Origin of the sequence: Pedococcus ginsenosidimutans, assembly GCF_039544395.1 — a bacterium.
GTDB classification, from domain to species: Bacteria; Actinomycetota; Actinomycetes; order Actinomycetales; family Dermatophilaceae; genus Pedococcus; species Pedococcus ginsenosidimutans.
Genome location: NZ_BAABLO010000013.1, coordinates 24,656 through 40,821 on the forward strand (window position 1 = coordinate 24,656; position 16,166 = coordinate 40,821).

Below are 16,166 nucleotides of genomic sequence, written 5' to 3' on the forward strand. Positions count from 1 at the left end.
CTAGGGCGCCGGGATGCTGCGCGGGTCGAAGCCGAACGGAAGCTCGAGCCGGTGGGCTGCCATGAGGGCCTCGTCGGTGAGCACGTCACGGGTGGGGCCGTCCGCCACCACGACGCCGTCGGACAGGACGACCGACCGGGGGCACAGCTCGTAGGCGTAGGGGAGGTCGTGGGTGACCATCAGCACCGTCACGTCGAGCGACCTGATGATGTCGGCGAGCTCGCGCCGCGACGCGGGGTCGAGGTTGGAGGACGGCTCGTCGAGCACCAGCACCTCGGGCTCCATCGCGAGCACGGTCGCCACTGCGACCCGGCGCCGCTGGCCGAAGGACAGGTGGTGCGGGGGACGGTCGATGAAGTCGACCATGCCGACCCGCTCGAGGGCGTCCACGACGCGACGCTCGAGCTCCGCGCCACGCAGTCCCAGGTTGGCCGGCCCGAACTCGACGTCCGCCCGCACGCTGGGCATGAAGAGCTGGTCGTCGGGGTCCTGGAACACCACACCCACCCGGCGGCGCACCTCCTGCAGGGAGTCCTTGGCGACCGGCAGGCCGGACACCGCCACGGAGCCGGCCCCGGCGGTCAGGATGCCGTTGAGGTGCAGGACCAGGGTCGTCTTGCCGGCACCGTTGGGCCCGAGCAGGGCGACCCGCTCGCCCCGGTGCACGTGCAGGTTGACGCCGTACAGCGCCTGGTGCCCGTCGGGGTAGGCGTAGGCGAGGCCGCGCACGTCGAGGACCGGGTCGCTCACAGCGACACCGCCACGGCGAGCGTGACCAGTGCGGCAGCCGGCAGGGCTGCCGCGAGCCGCCACTGGGCGGGGGTGGCGGTGAGGGTACGGGTCACGGGGAGCCTTCCGGTGTAGCCGCGGGACAGCATGGCCAGGTGGATCCGCTCCCCGCGCTCGTAGGAGCGGATGAACAGGGCGCCGACGGTCGAGGCGAGCGCGGGCCACGAACCCAGCGACCGGGCCCGGAACCCGCGCGACTCCCGGGCGATCCGCATCCGCTTCAGCTCGCCGGTGACCACCTCGAGGTAGCGCATCATGAAGCCGAAGATCTGCACCAGCTGCTGGGGCAGGCGCAGCCGCTCGAGGCCCGCGAGCACGTCGCGTGGCTCGGTCGTCGCGGCCAGGGTGAGCGAGGCGAGCACCCCGAGCGTGCCCTTGGCGAGCAGGCCCCAGGACGCGAGCAGCCCCGGCTCGGAGACGCTGAACGGCCCGACCTGCGTCCGGGGGCCGGACGCCACGAACGGCAGGAGCACGGCGAAGACCACGAAGGGGACCTCGACGACCATCCGCCGGGCGAGGTGGCCGAACGGCACCCTGGCCAGGCCGACGACGCCGAGGAGCAGCGCGGCGTACACGGCGAACGCCCAGGCGTGCTCCCGCGGGGTGGCCACGACGACGAGCACGAAGGTGACCAGGGCGACGATCTTGGTGTGCGCGGGGAGGTGGTGCACCGGGGAGTGGCCGTGGAAGTGCAGGTGGTGACCGTGGCTGGCGCCCACCGGCTACCGCCCGTCCTCGCTGGGGCCGTGGCCCCGGCGGCGCAGCAGCCAGGCGAGGCCACCACCGGCCAGACCGACGACCAGGACGCCGACGACGCCTGCGAGGCCACCGGACAGCTGGGCATTGCCGACGCCGCGGGTGGCGTAGCCGGCGAAGGGGGAGCCGTCGCTGTTGTGGGGTCGCTCGGTCGAGAGGAAGCCGATCCGGCCCGCGACGTAGTTGAGGCCGTCGGGGTGGTTGGAGGCGTAGTAGGACACGACACCGGCGAGGACGAGGGCGACCAGGAGGCCGGCCAGGAGCAGGCGCCTGGTGCTGACCGACCTCATGCGGGCACCCCGTCGCGGACGACGAGGGTTCGCTGCTGCAGCAGTGGGCGAGCGCCGTAGACGAGGTCCGGGCGGACGGCGACGATCGAGGACACGGCCAGCGCGGTGATGACCGCCTCGCCGACACCGATGAGCAGGTGCCACCCGACCATGGCCGTCGCGAGCCGGTCGAGCGGGATGGGGGCCTGGCCACCCACGGCGTACAGGCCCACGAAGCCGAGCGCGGCGACGGGGACGGACAGGAAGGCGCCTGCCGCGGCCGCCGGCACCACCATCGCGACCCGGCGCGGCAGCAGTGCCCGGACGCCACGGAACGCGAGCCAGCCGACCCACACGCCCACGAGGCCCATCAGGGTCACGTTGGTGCCGATGGCGGTCAGGCCGCCGTCGGCGAACAGCAGTGCCTGGGCGAGGAGGACGACCGTGAGGCAGAGCGTGGCGGTGCAGGGACCGACCAGCACGGCGGCGAGCGCACCCCCGAGCAGGTGCCCGGAAGTGCCTGCCCCGACGGGGAAGTTGAGCATCTGCGTGGCGAAGACGAACGCCGCCACCAGCCCTGCGAGCGGCGCGGTGCGGTCGTCCAGCTCACGGCGGGCGGCGCCCGCGAGGGCGCCCACCACGCCGACAGAGGCCACCCCGGCCGTCGCCAAGGACGTCGGGGCGTCGAGGAAGCCGTCGGGGACGTGCACAGGGGACTCCTTGCCGTTCGGGTGGCCGACCCGCTGCTGGGATAGGTTTGCAGGAGGACGACGTCCACTCTATTGCAAATCGTTTGCAACTACGCGACCCGAGGAGACCCGCCCGTGAGCGAGCGACTCAGCCCCGGCGACGAAGCGCCGGACTTCACGCTGCCCGACGACCAGGGCGGGGAGGTGACCCTGTCCGGCCTGCGCGGCCGCAAGGTCATCGTCTACTTCTACCCGGCCGCGATGACGCCGGGCTGCACGACCCAGGCGTGCGACTTCAGCGACAACATCAGCTCCCTGCGCGGCGAGGGCTACGAGGTGCTCGGCATCTCGCCCGACAGCCCGGCCAAGCTCGCCAAGTTCCGCGAGAAGGACGGCCTGACGATCACCCTGCTCTCCGACGCCGACCGTGCGGTGATGACGTCGTGGGGTGCGTTCGGGGAGAAGAAGCTCTACGGCAAGACCGTCGAGGGCGTCATCCGCAGCACGGTCGTCGTCGACGAGCAGGGCAAGGTCTCCCACGCCTGGTACAACGTCAAGGCCACCGGCCACGTCGCGAAGCTGCGACGCGACCTCGGTCTCGCCTGAGCCTGCGCACCGCCGTCCACCACCGACCCGCCACCCCCAGGAGACCCCGTGAGTGACATGAGCGACCCGCGTCCGTCCCAGCCGAAGTCCGTCGACCAGATCGAGGCAGACATCGCCGCCGCGAGGGAGCGCCTCGCCGGGACCGTCGACGAGCTGCACACCCGGACGGCCCCGCAGGAGATCGCCCGGCGCCAGGTGCAGTCCGCGCGGGAGAAGTTCACCGAGGCCACGCGCACCCCCACCGGGGAGCTGCGTACCGAGCGCGTCGCCGCGCTCGCGGCAGCCGCGGTCGCGCTCATCGGGCTCGGCGCGGTCCGCCGCCGTCGTGGCTGAGGGAGCAGACCGCCTCCCGATCCGCATGCTCCACGACCGCGTGCTGGTCTCCCTCGAGGGGGAGGGCGGCGAGCGCAGGTCCGGCGGCGGCATCGTCATCCCGGCCACGGCCAGCATCGGCCGGCGCCTGGCCTGGGCCACGGTCGTGGCCACCGGCCAGAACGTCCGCCAGGTCGAGGTGGGGGACCGGGTCCTTTTCGACCCTCAGGACCGGGGCGAGGTCGAGCTCCAGTCCAAGGAGTACGTCCTGCTGCGGGAGAAGGACCTGCACGCCGTCGCCGCGGCACGGGTCAGCGACGACGGCGGGCAGACCGGCCTCTACCTCTGAGCCGCTTCCGGTGCCGGGACCCCGGTCGACGGCAGCCCTGCCTCGCGCCAGGCCCTGAAGCCGCCCACGACATCGGTGGCCCGGTGGACCCCGAGACGAAGGAGCGCGTCCGCAGCCAGTGACGACGTGTAGCCCTCCTGGCAGAGGACCAGCACCCTGGTGGCGAACCCGGCGACGGAGAGGCGTGACTCGTGCCGGGGGTCGAAGCGCCACTCCAGCACGTTGCGCTCCACGACGAGGGGGTGCAGGTGGGGAGCCACCTCGCCCTCCGCGGCGCGCTGCGCCGCGGGACGGATGTCGACCAGGACGGCGCGGCCGTACAGCACCTCCTGGTAGGCCGCGCGGGCACTGACGCGCGAGAGCCGGCTCCGGGCGTCGGCGAGCTGGTCGTCGATGCCGGCGTAGGTCGGGGCCAGTGGCCCACGACCCGGCTGGCGCTCGCGGCCCTCGCGGATCGCCACGGGCCCGCTGAACAGCCGGGTCTCCCAGTGCGTCGTTGCGGCCAGGCCGCCGGCCACCGCGGTCACCACTGCTCACCCGCCTGCTCGACACCCGTGACCTGCAGGGTGCCGCCGAGGACGGCATACCGGGTCATGCCGCGCAGGGCGGGGGAGTACACGTGCACCGACAGGGCGGGGCTGTCGCCGAGGTTGGCGACGTCGTGGACGTGGTGGCTCCCGAAAGAGCGTCCCTCGCCACGGGGCAGCAGGCGCTCGTGCGCCCGGCCTCCGGACCAGCTGTGCTCGGCCAGGGTGCCCTCGACGGTGAGGAACGCGCCCTCGGACCGCAGGTGGTCGTGCCACCCCGTCGAGCTGCCGACCGGCCAGGCGATCAGCCAGATCTCGAGGTGCTCGGTGGCGTCGAGGCGGTGCCACGTGCGTTCGGCGGCGCCGAGGTCGACGTGGCGGTGCAGGTCGGGGTCGGTGGCGAACAGCTGGGCGGTGCGCAGCAGCTGGCTACGGGTGAAGCGGTTGACGCCGGGGGTGCCGGCGGTGGTGGTGATGGTCATGGTCCTGCTCCTGGGAGGTGGTGGTCTGTGGGGTGCGGGAAGGCGCGTGGAGGCTGCGCATTCGCGGACAGACCGAGCCCTGGACGAGGAACAGGTCGAGGTGGATGCGGCGGTGTGCCGTGTGGCTGGTGGCCATGGGATGTCTCCGGGGTTTCGGGGGGACGCGTTCGAGGCGTCGGGGCTGGTGCGGACGAAGGTCAGGCGCAGCAGCAACACCGCATGACGCCGCTGCACATGGGAGCCATGTGCACGCGCATCACCGCGGTGGTCGAAGACATGGCACCAGTGCAGCACGCCTGCCCTGCCGTCGTCCACGACCACCGGGCGGTGTCTCGCAGGACGAGAAGCGCCGCCGGGCCACGGAAGTCAGTGGTCGGCCGGGATCCGAGGTCGGCGGGTCGGACACGACAAAGGGCCGGTCACGTGTCTGTGACCGGCCCTTCGTCGCTTCTGGTGCGCCATCAGGGACTCGAACCCCGAACCCGCTGATTAAGAGTCAGCTGCTCTGCCAATTGAGCTAATGGCGCGCGAGGAGAGACATTAGCAGGACGATGCCGGGGACGTGAAATCGGCTCCGGGACGTGTCATGACTGCCTCCGACGGCGCGACGCAGCGAGCAGCGCACCGCCGGCGGCGACGGCCAGGGTGCCGACCCCGACGGCCAGGCCGAGACGCAGGCCGGTGCCGTCGCCGGAGCCGGAAGACGCTGTGGCAGAGGGGGTTTCGCCGGGCGAGGAGCTCGGCGTCTCGGGGAGGGGGGTCATCGTGGGGGAGCCTGCGGTGCTCGGTGACGGGGCGCTGCTGCTGGTGCTCGGCGCGGCCGCAGCGAGCCGGAAGGAGCTCGTGTCCGACACCGGGTGGCCGTCCTCGCTCACGACTCGGAAGGCGACCTTGTAGGCGCCGCTGGGCAGGTCGCTGTCGAGGTCGAGGGTGACCTTCGTGCCGTCCACCTTCGGACGGCCGTTGCCGGCGTCCCCGCCCGGGCCGGTGACCGTCACGGTCGCGAAGCTCGAGCTGATGGGCTCGTCGAACTCGAGGACGACCTGCCGCGGTGCCGTCTGCACCGTCGTCCCGTCGGCGGGGGTGACTGACCGCAGCGCGGCGTGGGCGTCGGCACCGAGGGCGGTCACGAGGGACGACAGCACCCCGAGGAGCAGGCCGAGTACGGCCACCCAGACGGTGACCCGGATGGTCCTGCGCTTGCGGTCGGAGTCCATGAACACGCGTCCATCCTGCCTGATGGCCACCCGGGCGGGTCCGGGAGACCCCGGGCACCTCCAGGGGATGCCGAAGGCCCCCGACCGAGACGGTCGGGGGCCTTCGTCCTGGGGTGAGCGACGGGGCTTGAACCCGCGACCCCCGCGACCACAACGCGGTGCTCTACCAGCTGAGCTACGCCCACCATGCAACACGACCGGACAGTGCCGGCCGCGGAAGCGACAACCATCGTACCCGTTCCGAGGGGGTGCTCGTGACCACCCCCGACGACGCGTCGGTCGTGCCCCGGGCGGACCAGCGGGGCGCCCTCAGGAGTGGTCGACGACGTGCCGGGCCGCGATCGCCTTCGCCGTGGCGCTGTCCGGCCCGGGCTGAGGCACGAACACGGCCTCCCGGTAGTAGCGCAGCTCGGCGATCGACTCGCGGATGTCGGCCAGGGCGCGGTGGCCACCGGACTTCTTCGGGGAGCTGAAGTAGGCGCGCGGGTACCACCGGCGCGACAGCTCCTTGATCGACGACACGTCGATGATCCGGTAGTGCAGGTGCGCCTCGAGCTCGGCCATGTCGCGGGCGAGGAACCCGCGGTCGGTGGCGACGGTGTTGCCGCCGAGGGGCGCCTTGCGGGGCTCGGGGACCCACTCGCGCACGTAGGCGAGCACCTGCTCCTGGGCGTCCTCCATGGTGGTGCCGCCGGCGAGCTCCTCGAGCAGGCCCGACGTGGTGTGCATGTCCCGCACGAAGTCGTCCATCTGCTCCAGTGCGCCGGCCGGCGGGGCGATCACGACGTCGACGCCGTCGCCGAGCTGGTTGAGCTCGAAGTCGGTGACCAGGGCGGCCACCTCGATCAGGGCGTCGTTCTCGAGGGACAGCCCGGTCATCTCGCAGTCGATCCAGACGATGCGGTCGTTGATCGAGCGTTCTGTGGGGGTCTGGGTCACCCGCACACCCTATGGCCCACCCGCGGCAGGCGCCCGGGCGTGCGGCTGCTGCACTAGCCTGCCCGTCATGACGTGGGGACAGGAGCCCCGGTACGGGGCCGGACCGCTGGCCGGGGGACCGGGACAGGGGGACGTGGCCGTGGGCACGACTCCGGGGGGACCGGGCACGGGACGCGGGACGGGCCGCCGCGCCCTGCGGCGCTGGCTGTTCGCCGCGTTCGTGGTCATCGGGTTCGCCCTGGCCGCCCTCGTCCTCGCTGCCTACTACGGCGCGACCCTGGGCGTGGTGACGAGCCTGCTGGCAGTGCTGCTGGCCGCCATCCCGCTGGGCATCGTCATCCCCACCTTCCTGTGGCTCGACCGTTTCGAGGCCGAGCCGAAGCGCTACCTGCTCGTGGCCTTCGCCTGGGGGGCGCTGGTCGCCGCCCTCGTCGCCGGTGTCTTCAACACGGGCGCCAACATCGCCTTCCAGGCGGCCACCGGGGGCTCGCAGACGGCCATGCTGGCGACCGCGGTGTTCTCCGCACCGCTGGTCGAGGAGGCCTGCAAGGGCCTGCTCGTCCTGCTCATCTGGTGGTTCCGCCGACGGGAGTTCGACGGGATCATCGACGGGATGGTCTACGGCGGCATCGTCGCGGCCGGCTTCGCCTTCACCGAGAACATCCAGTACCTGGGGATGGCGTACGCCGACGGCGGGGACCAGGCGCTGACCGGGACCTTTATCGCCCGCTGCGTCTTCACGCCGTTCGCGCACCCCATGTTCACCGTCCTCACGGGCATCGGCATCGGGATCGCGGCGACCACGCGCAGTACCGCGCTGAAGGTCCTCGCCCCGGTCGCGGGCTACCTCCTCGCCGCGCTGTCGCACGCCATCTGGAACCTCGCCGCGGTGACGGGAGGGGCCGGGCTGGTCACGGTCTACCTGCTCGTCGAGGTGCCGATCTTCCTGGCCTTCGTCGCCCTCGTGGTGTGGGCGCGTCGCCGAGAGGGCCGGCTCATCGGGCGCTACCTCAGCGTCTACGCCGACGCGGGTTGGCTGTCGCCGAGCGAGGTGCAGATGCTCTCGACGATGAGGGGCCGCCGGGCGGCGAGGATGTGGGCGCGCTCCGCCGGCCGGCGGTCGCTCGCGTCCATGCGCAGCTTCCAGGACACCGCCAGCGAGCTCGCCCTGCTGCGGGCGCGCATGCACCACAGTGCTGCCGACTCCCAGGCCCTGCAGGACGAGCGCGACATGCTCGCCGCACTCACGGCCCGCCGCCAAGAGCTTCTCGGCGCGTACTAGGTGGCAACGCGTACCGGGTCGCGCTCGTACTAGGTTGCACGCGTGCGCACCCTCGACATCGCCTCGACCATCGGCCCCGAGCTCGTCGCCCTCCGACGTGAGCTGCACCAGGTCCCCGAGCTCGGACTGGACCTCCCCCTGACCCAGCGGGCCGTCCTCGCCGCGCTCGACGGCCTCGACCTCGAGGTCACGGTGGGGGAGCAGCTGTCGTCCGTGGTCGCGGTGCTGCGGGGCCGCGGCGGGGACCTCGTCGGCAAGGACCGGCCGGTGGTCCTGCTGCGCGGTGACATGGATGCCCTGCCGGTGACCGAGGACCTCGACCTCGACTACGTGTCGCGGCACCCGGGGCTCATGCACGCCTGCGGGCACGACCTGCACGTCGCGGGCCTGGTCGGCGCAGCCCGCATCCTGCACGAGCTGCGCGACGAGCTCGAGGGCGACGTCGTGCTGATGTTCCAGCCCGGCGAGGAGGGCCCCGGCGGGGCCGAGCCCATGATCGCCGAGGGCCTCCTGGAGGCCGCGGGGCGCCGGGTCGACGCGGCGTACGCCCTGCACGTGTTCTCCTCGGAGTACCCGCTGGGGCAGTGGTTCGGGCGCCCGGGTCCGCTCATGGCGGCGGCCGACGAGGTGCGGGTGCGCGTCGTCGGCGAGGGCGGCCACGGCTCGCAGCCGTTCCGGGCGAAGGACCCGATCCCCGTGGCGTGCGAGATCGTGCTGGCCCTCCAGACGATGGTCACCCGCCAGTTCGACGTCTTCGACCCCGTGGTCATCACCGTCGGGAAGTTCGTCGGCGGCACCAAGGACAACATCATCCCCGACGACGCCGTGTTCGAGGCGACGGTCCGCAGCCTCTCGCCGGAGGCGCGCAAGGCGGTGAGCGAGAAGATCACCGTGCTCGCCGAGCAGCTCGCGAGCGCACACGGGCTCACCGCCGAGGTGGAGCACCTCCCGGGCTACCCGGTGACGGTGAACGACGAGGACGAGTACGCCTTCGCCAAGGACACGATCATCGACCTGTTCGGGGCGGAGCGGTACAGCCACCAGCGCGACCCCGAGATGGGCGCGGAGGACTTCTCGTTCGTCGGCGAGCTCGTGCCGAGCGCCTACGTCAACCTCAGTGCCTGCCCCGCCACCGACCACGAGTCGGCGCCGGACAACCACTCGCCCCGAGCAGACTTCGACGACTCGGTGGTCCCGGACGCCGCCGCGCTGCTCGCCGAGCTCGCCCTGCGGCGCACGACCCTGCTGGGCCGTGGCGCCGCCGCCGCAGGCCGCGACTAGGCGCTCGCCGCTGCGCGCCGCTGCCGGGCGGTGTTCAGCCGGGTCTTGACGGTGCCCTTGGGGACCTCGAGGACGGAGGCGAGCAGGGCGATCGGGGTGGGGTGTCCACGCTCGGTGAGCTCTTCCATGATCGCCAGGAGCCCTGCGTAGTAGGTCGCGGCGTCGTCGCCGTGCGGACCGGCCGGGAGGGTGGCTGCCAGCCGCGCCACGTGGTCACGCGCCATGCGGTCGTAGGCGCCCACGCTGGGGTGGTCGCGGTCGACGCGTGCCTGGTCGGTCATCGCGGTCACGTGCCGCTCCAGGCGCCGCAGGACACCGGAGGTGACCCCCTTCTGCCGCTGGGCCGGCGTGTGGTCGGGGGCCAGGCGGACGAGCACCTCGAGGGGGCCGTCGGTCGGGGGCTCGCCCGGCGCGCCCCACCAGCGTGCCTCGACCTCCCACCCGGCCTCGGACCGACGGGAGGTGACCTGCCAGTCACTGTCGCGCCCGGTGCTGGTGGTCAGGGTGGAGTCGTCGCTGCTCATGGTTCGCCCTTCGTGGTGGTCCGACAAGATCAGACCAACCTTGTCAGACCCGGTCTGACAGGACAAGCTCGACGGGGTCGACGGGCGCTCGGGGGTGCGGCGGGCTCGTGGCCACCACGAGGAGGGGCGCCCCCGGCAGGACTCGAACCTGCGACCTAGAGATTAGAAGGCTCTTGCTCTATCCAGCTGAGCTACGGGGGCAGTGCGCGCACAGTCTAGGGGCGCGGGCAGGGCTGCCGCCGTGGGCTGGTCACGCACCTCACAGGTGCCGCGCGTACGCCGCGTGGTGCCACAGGTGGATGGCCGCGTACGCGCGCCAGGGGGACCATGCCGTGGCCCGCGCGGTGACCTCGCGGGGCGTGTCGAGCCCCAGCGCCTTGCGCAGCACCAGGTCCCCGGCGGGGAAGGCTTCGGGGTCGCGCATCGCCCTCATGGCGACGTACTCCACGGTCCACGGCCCGATACCCGGCAGGGCCACCAGGTCGCGCCGCACGTCGACCGGGTCCACCCCGGGCGCGACCACGAGCCCGTCCATGCAGGCCCGAGCCAGGGCGACGACCGTCCTGGCCCGCTGGCCGGTGACGCCCACGACGGACTGCAGCTCGACGGGGTCCACCGCGGCAAGCGTTGCAGGAGAGGGGAACCCGACGAGACCGCTGGCAGCGTGGAGGAGTCCCCACCGGTGGACGAGCCTCCCACCGAAGGTGCGAGCCGCGAGCAGCGACACGTGCTGCCCCAGCACCGTCATCACGGTCGACTCGAACCCGTCGAACGACCCGAGGATCCGCAGGCTCGGCCGGGCGGCAACCAGGGGCCCCAGCACGGGGTCGGCGCCGAGGTGGGCGGCCACCGCGCCCAGGTCGGTGTCGAGGTCGAGCCAGCCGTCCACGGCTGCCCGGACCTCGCCCAGCGCTCCTGCCTCGACGACCGCCTCGAGGGCCCGCGCCCCCGGAGCGGTCGAGCCGCCGACGTCCTCGGTGTCCACGATGTCGACGGTGACCTCGTCGGCACCGAACGCCGCCTCGACGAGCAGGGGCCCCGAGCTGGTGCGCACCAGCCGGGCGTAGGTCCGCGCCGACGCATCGACCTGTTCGAGGCCGGGGGCCGCGTGGGCGAGCAGGGCGGCGAAGGCCTCGCTCGCAGGGTACGGGCTGACCGAGACGACCCTCCTGCGGCTCACGCCTCGCCGCCCAGCGGCATCGCCGCCACGGGTTCGTAGTGGCGCGGCCGGCCCCTGGTCCCCGGCTGCGACGCGAAGAGGGTGACGTCCTGTGCGACCCACCCGGGCCCGTCGTAGACGTCGAGGGTGCGCAGCCAACGCGTGGCCTCGAACGGCCGCCGCGACCGGGCGACGGTCAGGTGCGGGTGGAACGGTCCGCCTTCGGGTGAGGCCCCCGCGTGGTTGCAGGCGAGCCGCACGGTGCGGGACAGGCTGGCCAGCGACTCGAGCGCGGGCGGCTCGCCGCCGACGCCGGTCCAGAGCACCCTCGCGTCCCCGGGGTGCGGGAACGCCCCGGCCCCCCGCAGGTGCAGGGCCAGTTCCTCGCGGCCTGCAGCAGCCACGGCGATCGCCTCGGCGACGTCGTCGACGCGACGGTCGGGGACGTCGGCCATGAAGGCGAGGGTCACGTGCCACAGGCTCGGGTCGACCCAGCGCAGGTCGGGCCCGGCCTCGCGCCGCGGTTCGAGGAACTCGCCGAGGTCGGCGAGCGCCGCCTCAGGCGGGACGAGGGCGGCGAAGATGCGCATGGCGCCATTCTGGAGGGCGGGACGAGCGCGTCGCCCCCGGGCTAGATTGGCCCCCGGGAGGAAGGGGTGGACATGGGCTCACCGGTGCACGGTCTGTCGCTGCCGAGGACGTGGTTCCTCACGGTGCGCGCCGTCGAGGCCGCCGTGCTGGTGCTCCTCGCGAGCGTGGTGCAGGAGATGTGGCTCACCTGGCGCGCCAGCGTTGAGTACTCCTCCGCGGACGGCACCCCGGTGGCCGACCCCTCGTTCATGACCCGCGTCACCGGTATGGCGCTCTACGGCGGCTACCGCGGGCCCATCGGCCTGGTCGTCGGGGCCCTCCTGCTCGCCGTCTGCATCGCCGTCCTGCACCGCGCCGCCCCTGTGGCCCATGCCCGCATCGTGCGGTGGGAGTGGCTCGTCCTGTTCGGGCTCCTGGCCCTCGTGGCCCTGGCCGTGGTGCTCGTGGGGGTGGTGGCCCTCTTCGGGGACGACCCGTTCGCCTCCGACGACCCGTCGGTCGTGTCCGGCTACCGGGGTCCCGGGCTCGTCGCCCAGGTGCTCGGCAACATCGCCTGGCCGTTGGCGTCGCTCGCCCTGCTCGCACCCAGCGGCCTGTGGTGGCTGCGCCTGCCGGCGGAGCCGGAGGAGGCGGAGGAGGACAGCGCCGAGCAGGCCGCCGAGCGCACGGCGCGGACGGCCGCGGCCGGCGTCGACGAGGACGCGATCCTCCTCGACGGCGTCGAGCACATCCCTGCCGTCGAGCGGCTCGAGCCCCGCTCCTTCGGGCGTGGTGACGGGTCCAGCCCGAGCGGCTACGAGGAGTACCTCCGCCGGTCGTAGGTGGTGGCAGCCGCGCGTCTCCTCCGGCTGGATCGCACCCGCGTGATCTCGCGGCCCGTACCGGTCTGTCGTGGCCGCTGGCATGTGGTCGGGTTCGTTAGGCTTGCGACGTGATCTCAAGGGACGACGCCATGTCGATGTTGGGCGCCGTGACGACCCTTCGTGAAGAGGTTGCCGGGGCCGAGCTGCCCCTAGAGATCCCGGGAGTGGCTGCCGGCCGCGGCACGCGCGAGGCCCTCCTCAAGCAGCTCGACGACTACGTCATCCCCCGGCTGCGCTCCCTCGACGCCCCGCTCCTCGCCGTGGTGGGTGGGTCCACCGGCGCCGGCAAGTCCACGCTGGTCAACTCCATCGTCGACGAGGAGGTCAGCCGCTCGGGGGTGCTGCGCCCCACCACGACCACCCCCGTCCTCGTCCACCACCCGCAGGACGAGCGCTGGTTCCTCGACGACCGCATCCTCCCGGGGCTCAGCCGGGTCACCGGCACCAAGGGTGCGCCGACCGCCGGAGCGGCCTCGGCGGGGACGAAGGGGGCCGGATCGGACGGCGCTGGATCGAACGGCGCTGGGGAGACCTCCATGCGCCTCGTCGCGTCCAGCTCGCTGCCGCCCGGCATGGCCCTGCTCGACGCCCCCGACATCGACTCCGTGGTCAGCGCCAACCGCGCGCTCGCCACCCAGCTCCTCGCGGCCGCGGACCTCTGGCTCTTCGTCACCACCGCCGCCCGCTACGCCGACGCGGTGCCATGGGACCTCTTGCGCCAGGCATCCGAGCGCGGAACCGCCGTCGCGATCGTCCTCGACCGCGTGCCGCCGGAGGCGATGGCCGACATCCGCAGCCACCTCGCCGGCATGCTCCGCGAGCAGGGCCTGTCCACGGCGCCGATCTTCGGCATCCCCGAGGCGGCCCTCACCGCCCAGGGCAGGCTGCCGGAGAGTGATGTGGCCCGGCTGCGCTCGTGGCTCACCGCCCTCGCCAGCGACGCCCGTGCCCGCTCGGTCATCGTCAGGCAGACCCTCGAGGGGGCGCTCGGCTCCCTCGAGCAGCGTGCCGCCGTCCTGGCCGCGGCCACGGCCGACCAGCTCGCCGCGGTGACGGCCCTGCGCGACGCGGCCGACGCGGCATACGGAGACGCGACCCGGGCGGTGGAGCAGGGCGTCACCGACGGCACGCTCCTGCGCGGCGAGGTGCTCGCCCGCTGGCAGGAGTACGTGGGCACGGGGGAGTTCTTCAAGCAGGTCGAGTCGACGATCTCCCGGGTGCGCGACCGGGTCACCGCGGCGATCAAGGGCAACCCTCCGCCGTCGGGCGACCTCGGCGAGGCCCTGCAGTCCGGGGTGGCCGCACTCATCCAGTCCCAGGGGGAGGGTGCCGCCGCGACGGTCGCCCGCCGGTGGCGGCAGCTGCCCGGTGGCGACGCGGTGCTGCAGTCCCGGCCCGGCGTGGCCAAGCCGTCCGCGACGTTCACCGCCGCGACCGAGCGGCTGGTCCGCGACTGGCAGGGCGAGCTCCTCGACCTCGTCCGCAGCGAGGGCAAGGACCGGCGCACGACGGCACGCATCGCGGCCTACGGGCTCAACGGCATCGGCGTGGTCCTGATGCTCATCGTGTTCGCCCACACCGGCGGACTCCTCGCCGGGGCGGAGGTCGGCATCGCCGGCGGCACGGCGGTCCTGGCGCAGAAGGTCCTCGAGGCGATCTTCGGCGACCAGGCGGTGCGCGAGATGGCGGCTACCGCCCGCAAGCGGCTGCTCGAGCGGGTGCGCGACCTGTACGCCGCGGAACAGCAGAGGTACGACGAGGCCCTCCGGGGCGTGGACATCCAGGCAGGCCGGGCCGCACGCCTGGCTGATGCTGCAGCAGCGGTGAAGGCGGTTCGATGAGCCCGTTGGTGATGGGCAGCAAGAAGGTCAAGGGCGTCACGGCGGAGGAGCTGCAGGGCCGTTCGTCGGCGCTCAGCGCTGCCCTCGTGGCCGGTGGCGCCCAGCTCGACCCGGCCCGTGTCGAGGAGGCCTCGGCCGTGGTCGACAAGGTCGGCGAGCGGATGTCGAAGACCGGCAACCACACGGTCGTCGCGCTCGCCGGCGCCACGGGCTCGGGCAAGTCCAGCCTGTTCAACGCCCTCGTCGGGGAGGACGTCGCGGTCGTCGGTGCGCGCCGGCCCACGACGGCCCACCCGGTCGCCGCCGTGTGGGGGGAGGGAGACGCCGGCGAGCTGCTCGACTGGCTCTCGGTGAAGCAGCGCCACCACGTGCCCGCCTCCGCGACCGGTTCCCTCGGGCTGCCCGGCGGACAGGCCTGGAACCTCGACGGACTCGTGCTCCTCGACCTCCCCGACTTCGACTCCCGCGTCGAGTCCCACCGCGTCGAGTCCGAGCGCGTGCTCGAGCTGGTCGACGTGTTCGTCTGGGTCACCGACCCCCAGAAGTACGCCGACGCCCGCCTCCACGACGACTTCCTCAAGGTCCTCGCCGACCACGGAGCCGTGACGGTCGTCGTGCTCAACCAGGCCGACCGGCTCACCGCCGACGCGCTCGCGCAGATCCGGGGCGACCTCGCCAGGCTCGCGGCGGAGGACGGCATCGGTGGGGTGAAGGTCATCGCCACCTCCGCGACCACGCGGAGCGGGATCGACGAGCTCGGGGTGCGCCTCGCCAGCGCGGTCGCGGCCCAGAACGCAGCCTCGGTGCGGCTGGCCGCTGACATCCGGGCCTGCGCCGGGCGGCTGCGGACCGACGTCGCGGATACCGAGCCGTCGCTGGCCGAGCGGGTCGACGGCGAGCTCGTCGACGCACTGTCACGGGCCGCCGGCATACCCACCGTCGTCGCCGCCGTCGAGCGCGACTACCGCAACCAGGCCTGGAGCCGCACCGGGTGGCCGTTCACCCGCTGGGTCCAGGCGCTGCGCCCCGACCCGCTGAAGCGGCTGCGGCTGGGCAGCCGCGACGCCGTGGAGGAGAAGCTGGCGGTCACCGCGGGTGACGTGCGCTCGGTGCTGGGTCGCTCCTCGCTGCCGCCGCCGACCCCCGCGGCACGCGCTTCGGTCGACCTCGCCACGCGTCGCGTCGGCGACGAAGCAGGGCAGGGCCTGCCCGCCCGCTGGGCCGAGGCCGTCTCCGATGCGGCCACCCCGCCCGGTCCCGAGCTCGCCGACGCGCTCGACCAGGCCGTCGTCGGCACCTCGCTGCGTGCGCGGACCCCGATGTGGTGGCGCGCGTTCGGCTTGGCGCAGCTGGTCCTGGCCCTCGTCGCCGTGCTCGGGCTGGGCTGGCTGGTGGTGCTCGTCGTCCTCGGGTGGCTGGCGCTGCCGGACGTCAGCACGCCCAGCCTCGGCCCGGTGCCCTACCCGCTGCTCATGTTCGTCGGAGGGGTGGTCCTCGGTATCGCGCTGGCTGCACTCGCGCGGTACCTCGCCGTGGTCGGCTCGCGCCGACGCGGGCAGCTGATCCGGTCCCGGCTGCTCGAGGCGGTGTCCGGCGTCGCCGCCGAGCGCATCGTCGCCCCGGTGCGGGTCGTCCTCGCCCGGCACCGTGAGGCGCGGGAGGCGCTCGACCGCGCGGTCGCCTGACCTCG

The 16,166-nt window shown here is 73.3% G+C and carries 19 protein-coding genes and 3 tRNA genes; 8 read left to right on the top strand and 14 right to left on the bottom strand.

Features of this window, described 5'->3' with window-relative positions; genetic code table 11:
- The 4 genes from ABEA42_RS17015 to ABEA42_RS17030 are packed head-to-tail and all read right to left on the bottom strand — an operon-like array spanning window position 1 to window position 2,524.
- Complete coding sequence (locus ABEA42_RS17015) at window positions 1-750, bottom strand: energy-coupling factor ABC transporter ATP-binding protein (protein ID WP_345505074.1); 750 nt, start codon at window positions 748-750, stop codon at window positions 1-3.
- Window positions 747-1,508, bottom strand: a complete 762-nt coding sequence (gene cbiQ / locus ABEA42_RS17020; protein ID WP_345505075.1) for a cobalt ECF transporter T component CbiQ — start codon at window positions 1,506-1,508, stop codon at window positions 747-749. The genes ABEA42_RS17015 and cbiQ overlap by 4 nt, the downstream gene beginning before the upstream one ends.
- A gap of 3 nt (window positions 1,509-1,511) precedes the next feature.
- On the bottom strand, window positions 1,512-1,835 hold the full coding sequence (locus ABEA42_RS17025; RefSeq protein ID WP_345505076.1) for a PDGLE domain-containing protein: 324 nt from the start codon (window positions 1,833-1,835) through the stop codon (window positions 1,512-1,514).
- The gene (locus tag ABEA42_RS17030) at window positions 1,832-2,524 is read right to left on the bottom strand and encodes an energy-coupling factor ABC transporter permease (RefSeq protein ID WP_345505077.1); all 693 of its coding nucleotides are present in this window, start codon (window positions 2,522-2,524) and stop codon (window positions 1,832-1,834) included. Before ABEA42_RS17030 ends, ABEA42_RS17025 begins: the two co-directional genes overlap by 4 nt.
- 114 nt (window positions 2,525-2,638) lie before the next feature.
- Here ABEA42_RS17030 and bcp point away from each other — a divergent pair, with 114 nt between their 5' ends.
- From bcp to ABEA42_RS17045, 3 genes are read left to right on the top strand one after another with little or no spacing between them, the layout of a single operon-like run.
- Window positions 2,639-3,109: a thioredoxin-dependent thiol peroxidase gene (gene bcp / locus ABEA42_RS17035; RefSeq protein ID WP_345505078.1), complete on the top strand. Its 471-nt coding sequence runs from the start codon at window positions 2,639-2,641 to the stop codon at window positions 3,107-3,109.
- A gap of 57 nt (window positions 3,110-3,166) precedes the next feature.
- The gene (locus tag ABEA42_RS17040) at window positions 3,167-3,442 is read left to right on the top strand and encodes a DUF3618 domain-containing protein (protein WP_345505350.1); all 276 of its coding nucleotides are present in this window, start codon (window positions 3,167-3,169) and stop codon (window positions 3,440-3,442) included.
- A gap of 25 nt (window positions 3,443-3,467) precedes the next feature.
- Window positions 3,468-3,770 carry a GroES family chaperonin gene (locus tag ABEA42_RS17045; protein WP_345505351.1) on the top strand — a complete coding sequence of 101 codons (303 nt, stop codon included), beginning with the start codon at window positions 3,468-3,470 and terminating at the stop codon, window positions 3,768-3,770.
- On the opposite strand, the gene ABEA42_RS17050 is transcribed toward ABEA42_RS17045, so the two are convergent.
- The 6 genes from ABEA42_RS17050 to orn all read right to left on the bottom strand — a co-directional run bounded on the left by ABEA42_RS17050 (window position 3,761) and on the right by orn (window position 6,935).
- On the bottom strand, window positions 3,761-4,297 hold the full coding sequence (locus ABEA42_RS17050) for a rhodanese-like domain-containing protein (protein WP_345505079.1): 537 nt from the start codon (window positions 4,295-4,297) through the stop codon (window positions 3,761-3,763). The genes ABEA42_RS17045 and ABEA42_RS17050 overlap by 10 nt on opposite strands.
- Window positions 4,294-4,779: a cysteine dioxygenase gene (locus ABEA42_RS17055; protein WP_345505080.1), complete on the bottom strand. Its 486-nt coding sequence runs from the start codon at window positions 4,777-4,779 to the stop codon at window positions 4,294-4,296. Before ABEA42_RS17055 ends, ABEA42_RS17050 begins: the two co-directional genes overlap by 4 nt.
- Before the next feature lie 451 nt (window positions 4,780-5,230).
- Window positions 5,231-5,306: transfer RNA gene (locus ABEA42_RS17060), tRNA-Lys, on the bottom strand.
- 57 nt (window positions 5,307-5,363) lie between these two features.
- The gene (locus ABEA42_RS17065; RefSeq protein ID WP_345505352.1) at window positions 5,364-5,996 is read right to left on the bottom strand and encodes a copper resistance CopC family protein; all 633 of its coding nucleotides are present in this window, start codon (window positions 5,994-5,996) and stop codon (window positions 5,364-5,366) included.
- Between the two features lie 109 nt (window positions 5,997-6,105).
- Window positions 6,106-6,181: transfer RNA gene (locus ABEA42_RS17070), tRNA-His, on the bottom strand.
- A 124-nt stretch (window positions 6,182-6,305) separates the two neighbouring features.
- On the bottom strand, window positions 6,306-6,935 hold the full coding sequence (orn, locus tag ABEA42_RS17075; protein ID WP_345505081.1) for an oligoribonuclease: 630 nt from the start codon (window positions 6,933-6,935) through the stop codon (window positions 6,306-6,308).
- Between the two features lie 67 nt (window positions 6,936-7,002).
- Between orn and ABEA42_RS17080 the strand changes: the two genes are divergently transcribed.
- Both ABEA42_RS17080 and ABEA42_RS17085 read left to right on the top strand, forming a co-directional pair.
- On the top strand, window positions 7,003-8,217 hold the full coding sequence (locus ABEA42_RS17080) for a PrsW family intramembrane metalloprotease (RefSeq protein WP_345505082.1): 1,215 nt from the start codon (window positions 7,003-7,005) through the stop codon (window positions 8,215-8,217).
- Window positions 8,218-8,259: 42 nt separating this feature from the next.
- Window positions 8,260-9,498 (top strand): M20 metallopeptidase family protein, encoded by a 1,239-nt coding sequence (locus ABEA42_RS17085; protein ID WP_345505083.1) that lies wholly within the window; start codon window positions 8,260-8,262, stop codon window positions 9,496-9,498.
- Here ABEA42_RS17085 and ABEA42_RS17090 read toward each other — a convergent pair.
- From ABEA42_RS17090 to thpR, 4 genes are all read right to left on the bottom strand, one after another.
- Window positions 9,495-10,022: a hypothetical protein gene (locus ABEA42_RS17090; RefSeq protein WP_345505084.1), complete on the bottom strand. Its 528-nt coding sequence runs from the start codon at window positions 10,020-10,022 to the stop codon at window positions 9,495-9,497. The genes ABEA42_RS17085 and ABEA42_RS17090 overlap by 4 nt on opposite strands.
- Window positions 10,023-10,149: 127 nt before the next feature.
- Window positions 10,150-10,223: transfer RNA gene (locus ABEA42_RS17095), tRNA-Arg, on the bottom strand.
- 58 nt (window positions 10,224-10,281) lie between these two features.
- Window positions 10,282-11,202, bottom strand: coding sequence for a DNA-3-methyladenine glycosylase 2 (locus ABEA42_RS17100; RefSeq protein ID WP_345505085.1), 921 nt, complete (start codon window positions 11,200-11,202; stop codon window positions 10,282-10,284).
- A complete protein-coding gene (gene thpR / locus ABEA42_RS17105; protein WP_345505086.1) occupies window positions 11,199-11,771 on the bottom strand; it encodes an RNA 2',3'-cyclic phosphodiesterase in 573 nt (190 codons plus the stop codon). Before thpR ends, ABEA42_RS17100 begins: the two co-directional genes overlap by 4 nt.
- 72 nt (window positions 11,772-11,843) lie before the next feature.
- Here thpR and ABEA42_RS17110 point away from each other — a divergent pair, with 72 nt between their 5' ends.
- From ABEA42_RS17110 to ABEA42_RS17120, 3 genes are all read left to right on the top strand, one after another.
- Window positions 11,844-12,593, top strand: a complete 750-nt coding sequence (locus ABEA42_RS17110; RefSeq protein ID WP_345505087.1) for a hypothetical protein — start codon at window positions 11,844-11,846, stop codon at window positions 12,591-12,593.
- 131 nt (window positions 12,594-12,724) lie between these two features.
- Complete coding sequence (locus ABEA42_RS17115; protein WP_425572113.1) at window positions 12,725-14,476, top strand: dynamin family protein; 1,752 nt, start codon at window positions 12,725-12,727, stop codon at window positions 14,474-14,476.
- Window positions 14,473-16,161 (top strand): GTPase, encoded by a 1,689-nt coding sequence (locus ABEA42_RS17120; RefSeq protein ID WP_345505089.1) that lies wholly within the window; start codon window positions 14,473-14,475, stop codon window positions 16,159-16,161. Before ABEA42_RS17115 ends, ABEA42_RS17120 begins: the two co-directional genes overlap by 4 nt.
- The last annotated feature ends 5 nt before the right edge of the window (window positions 16,162-16,166 follow it).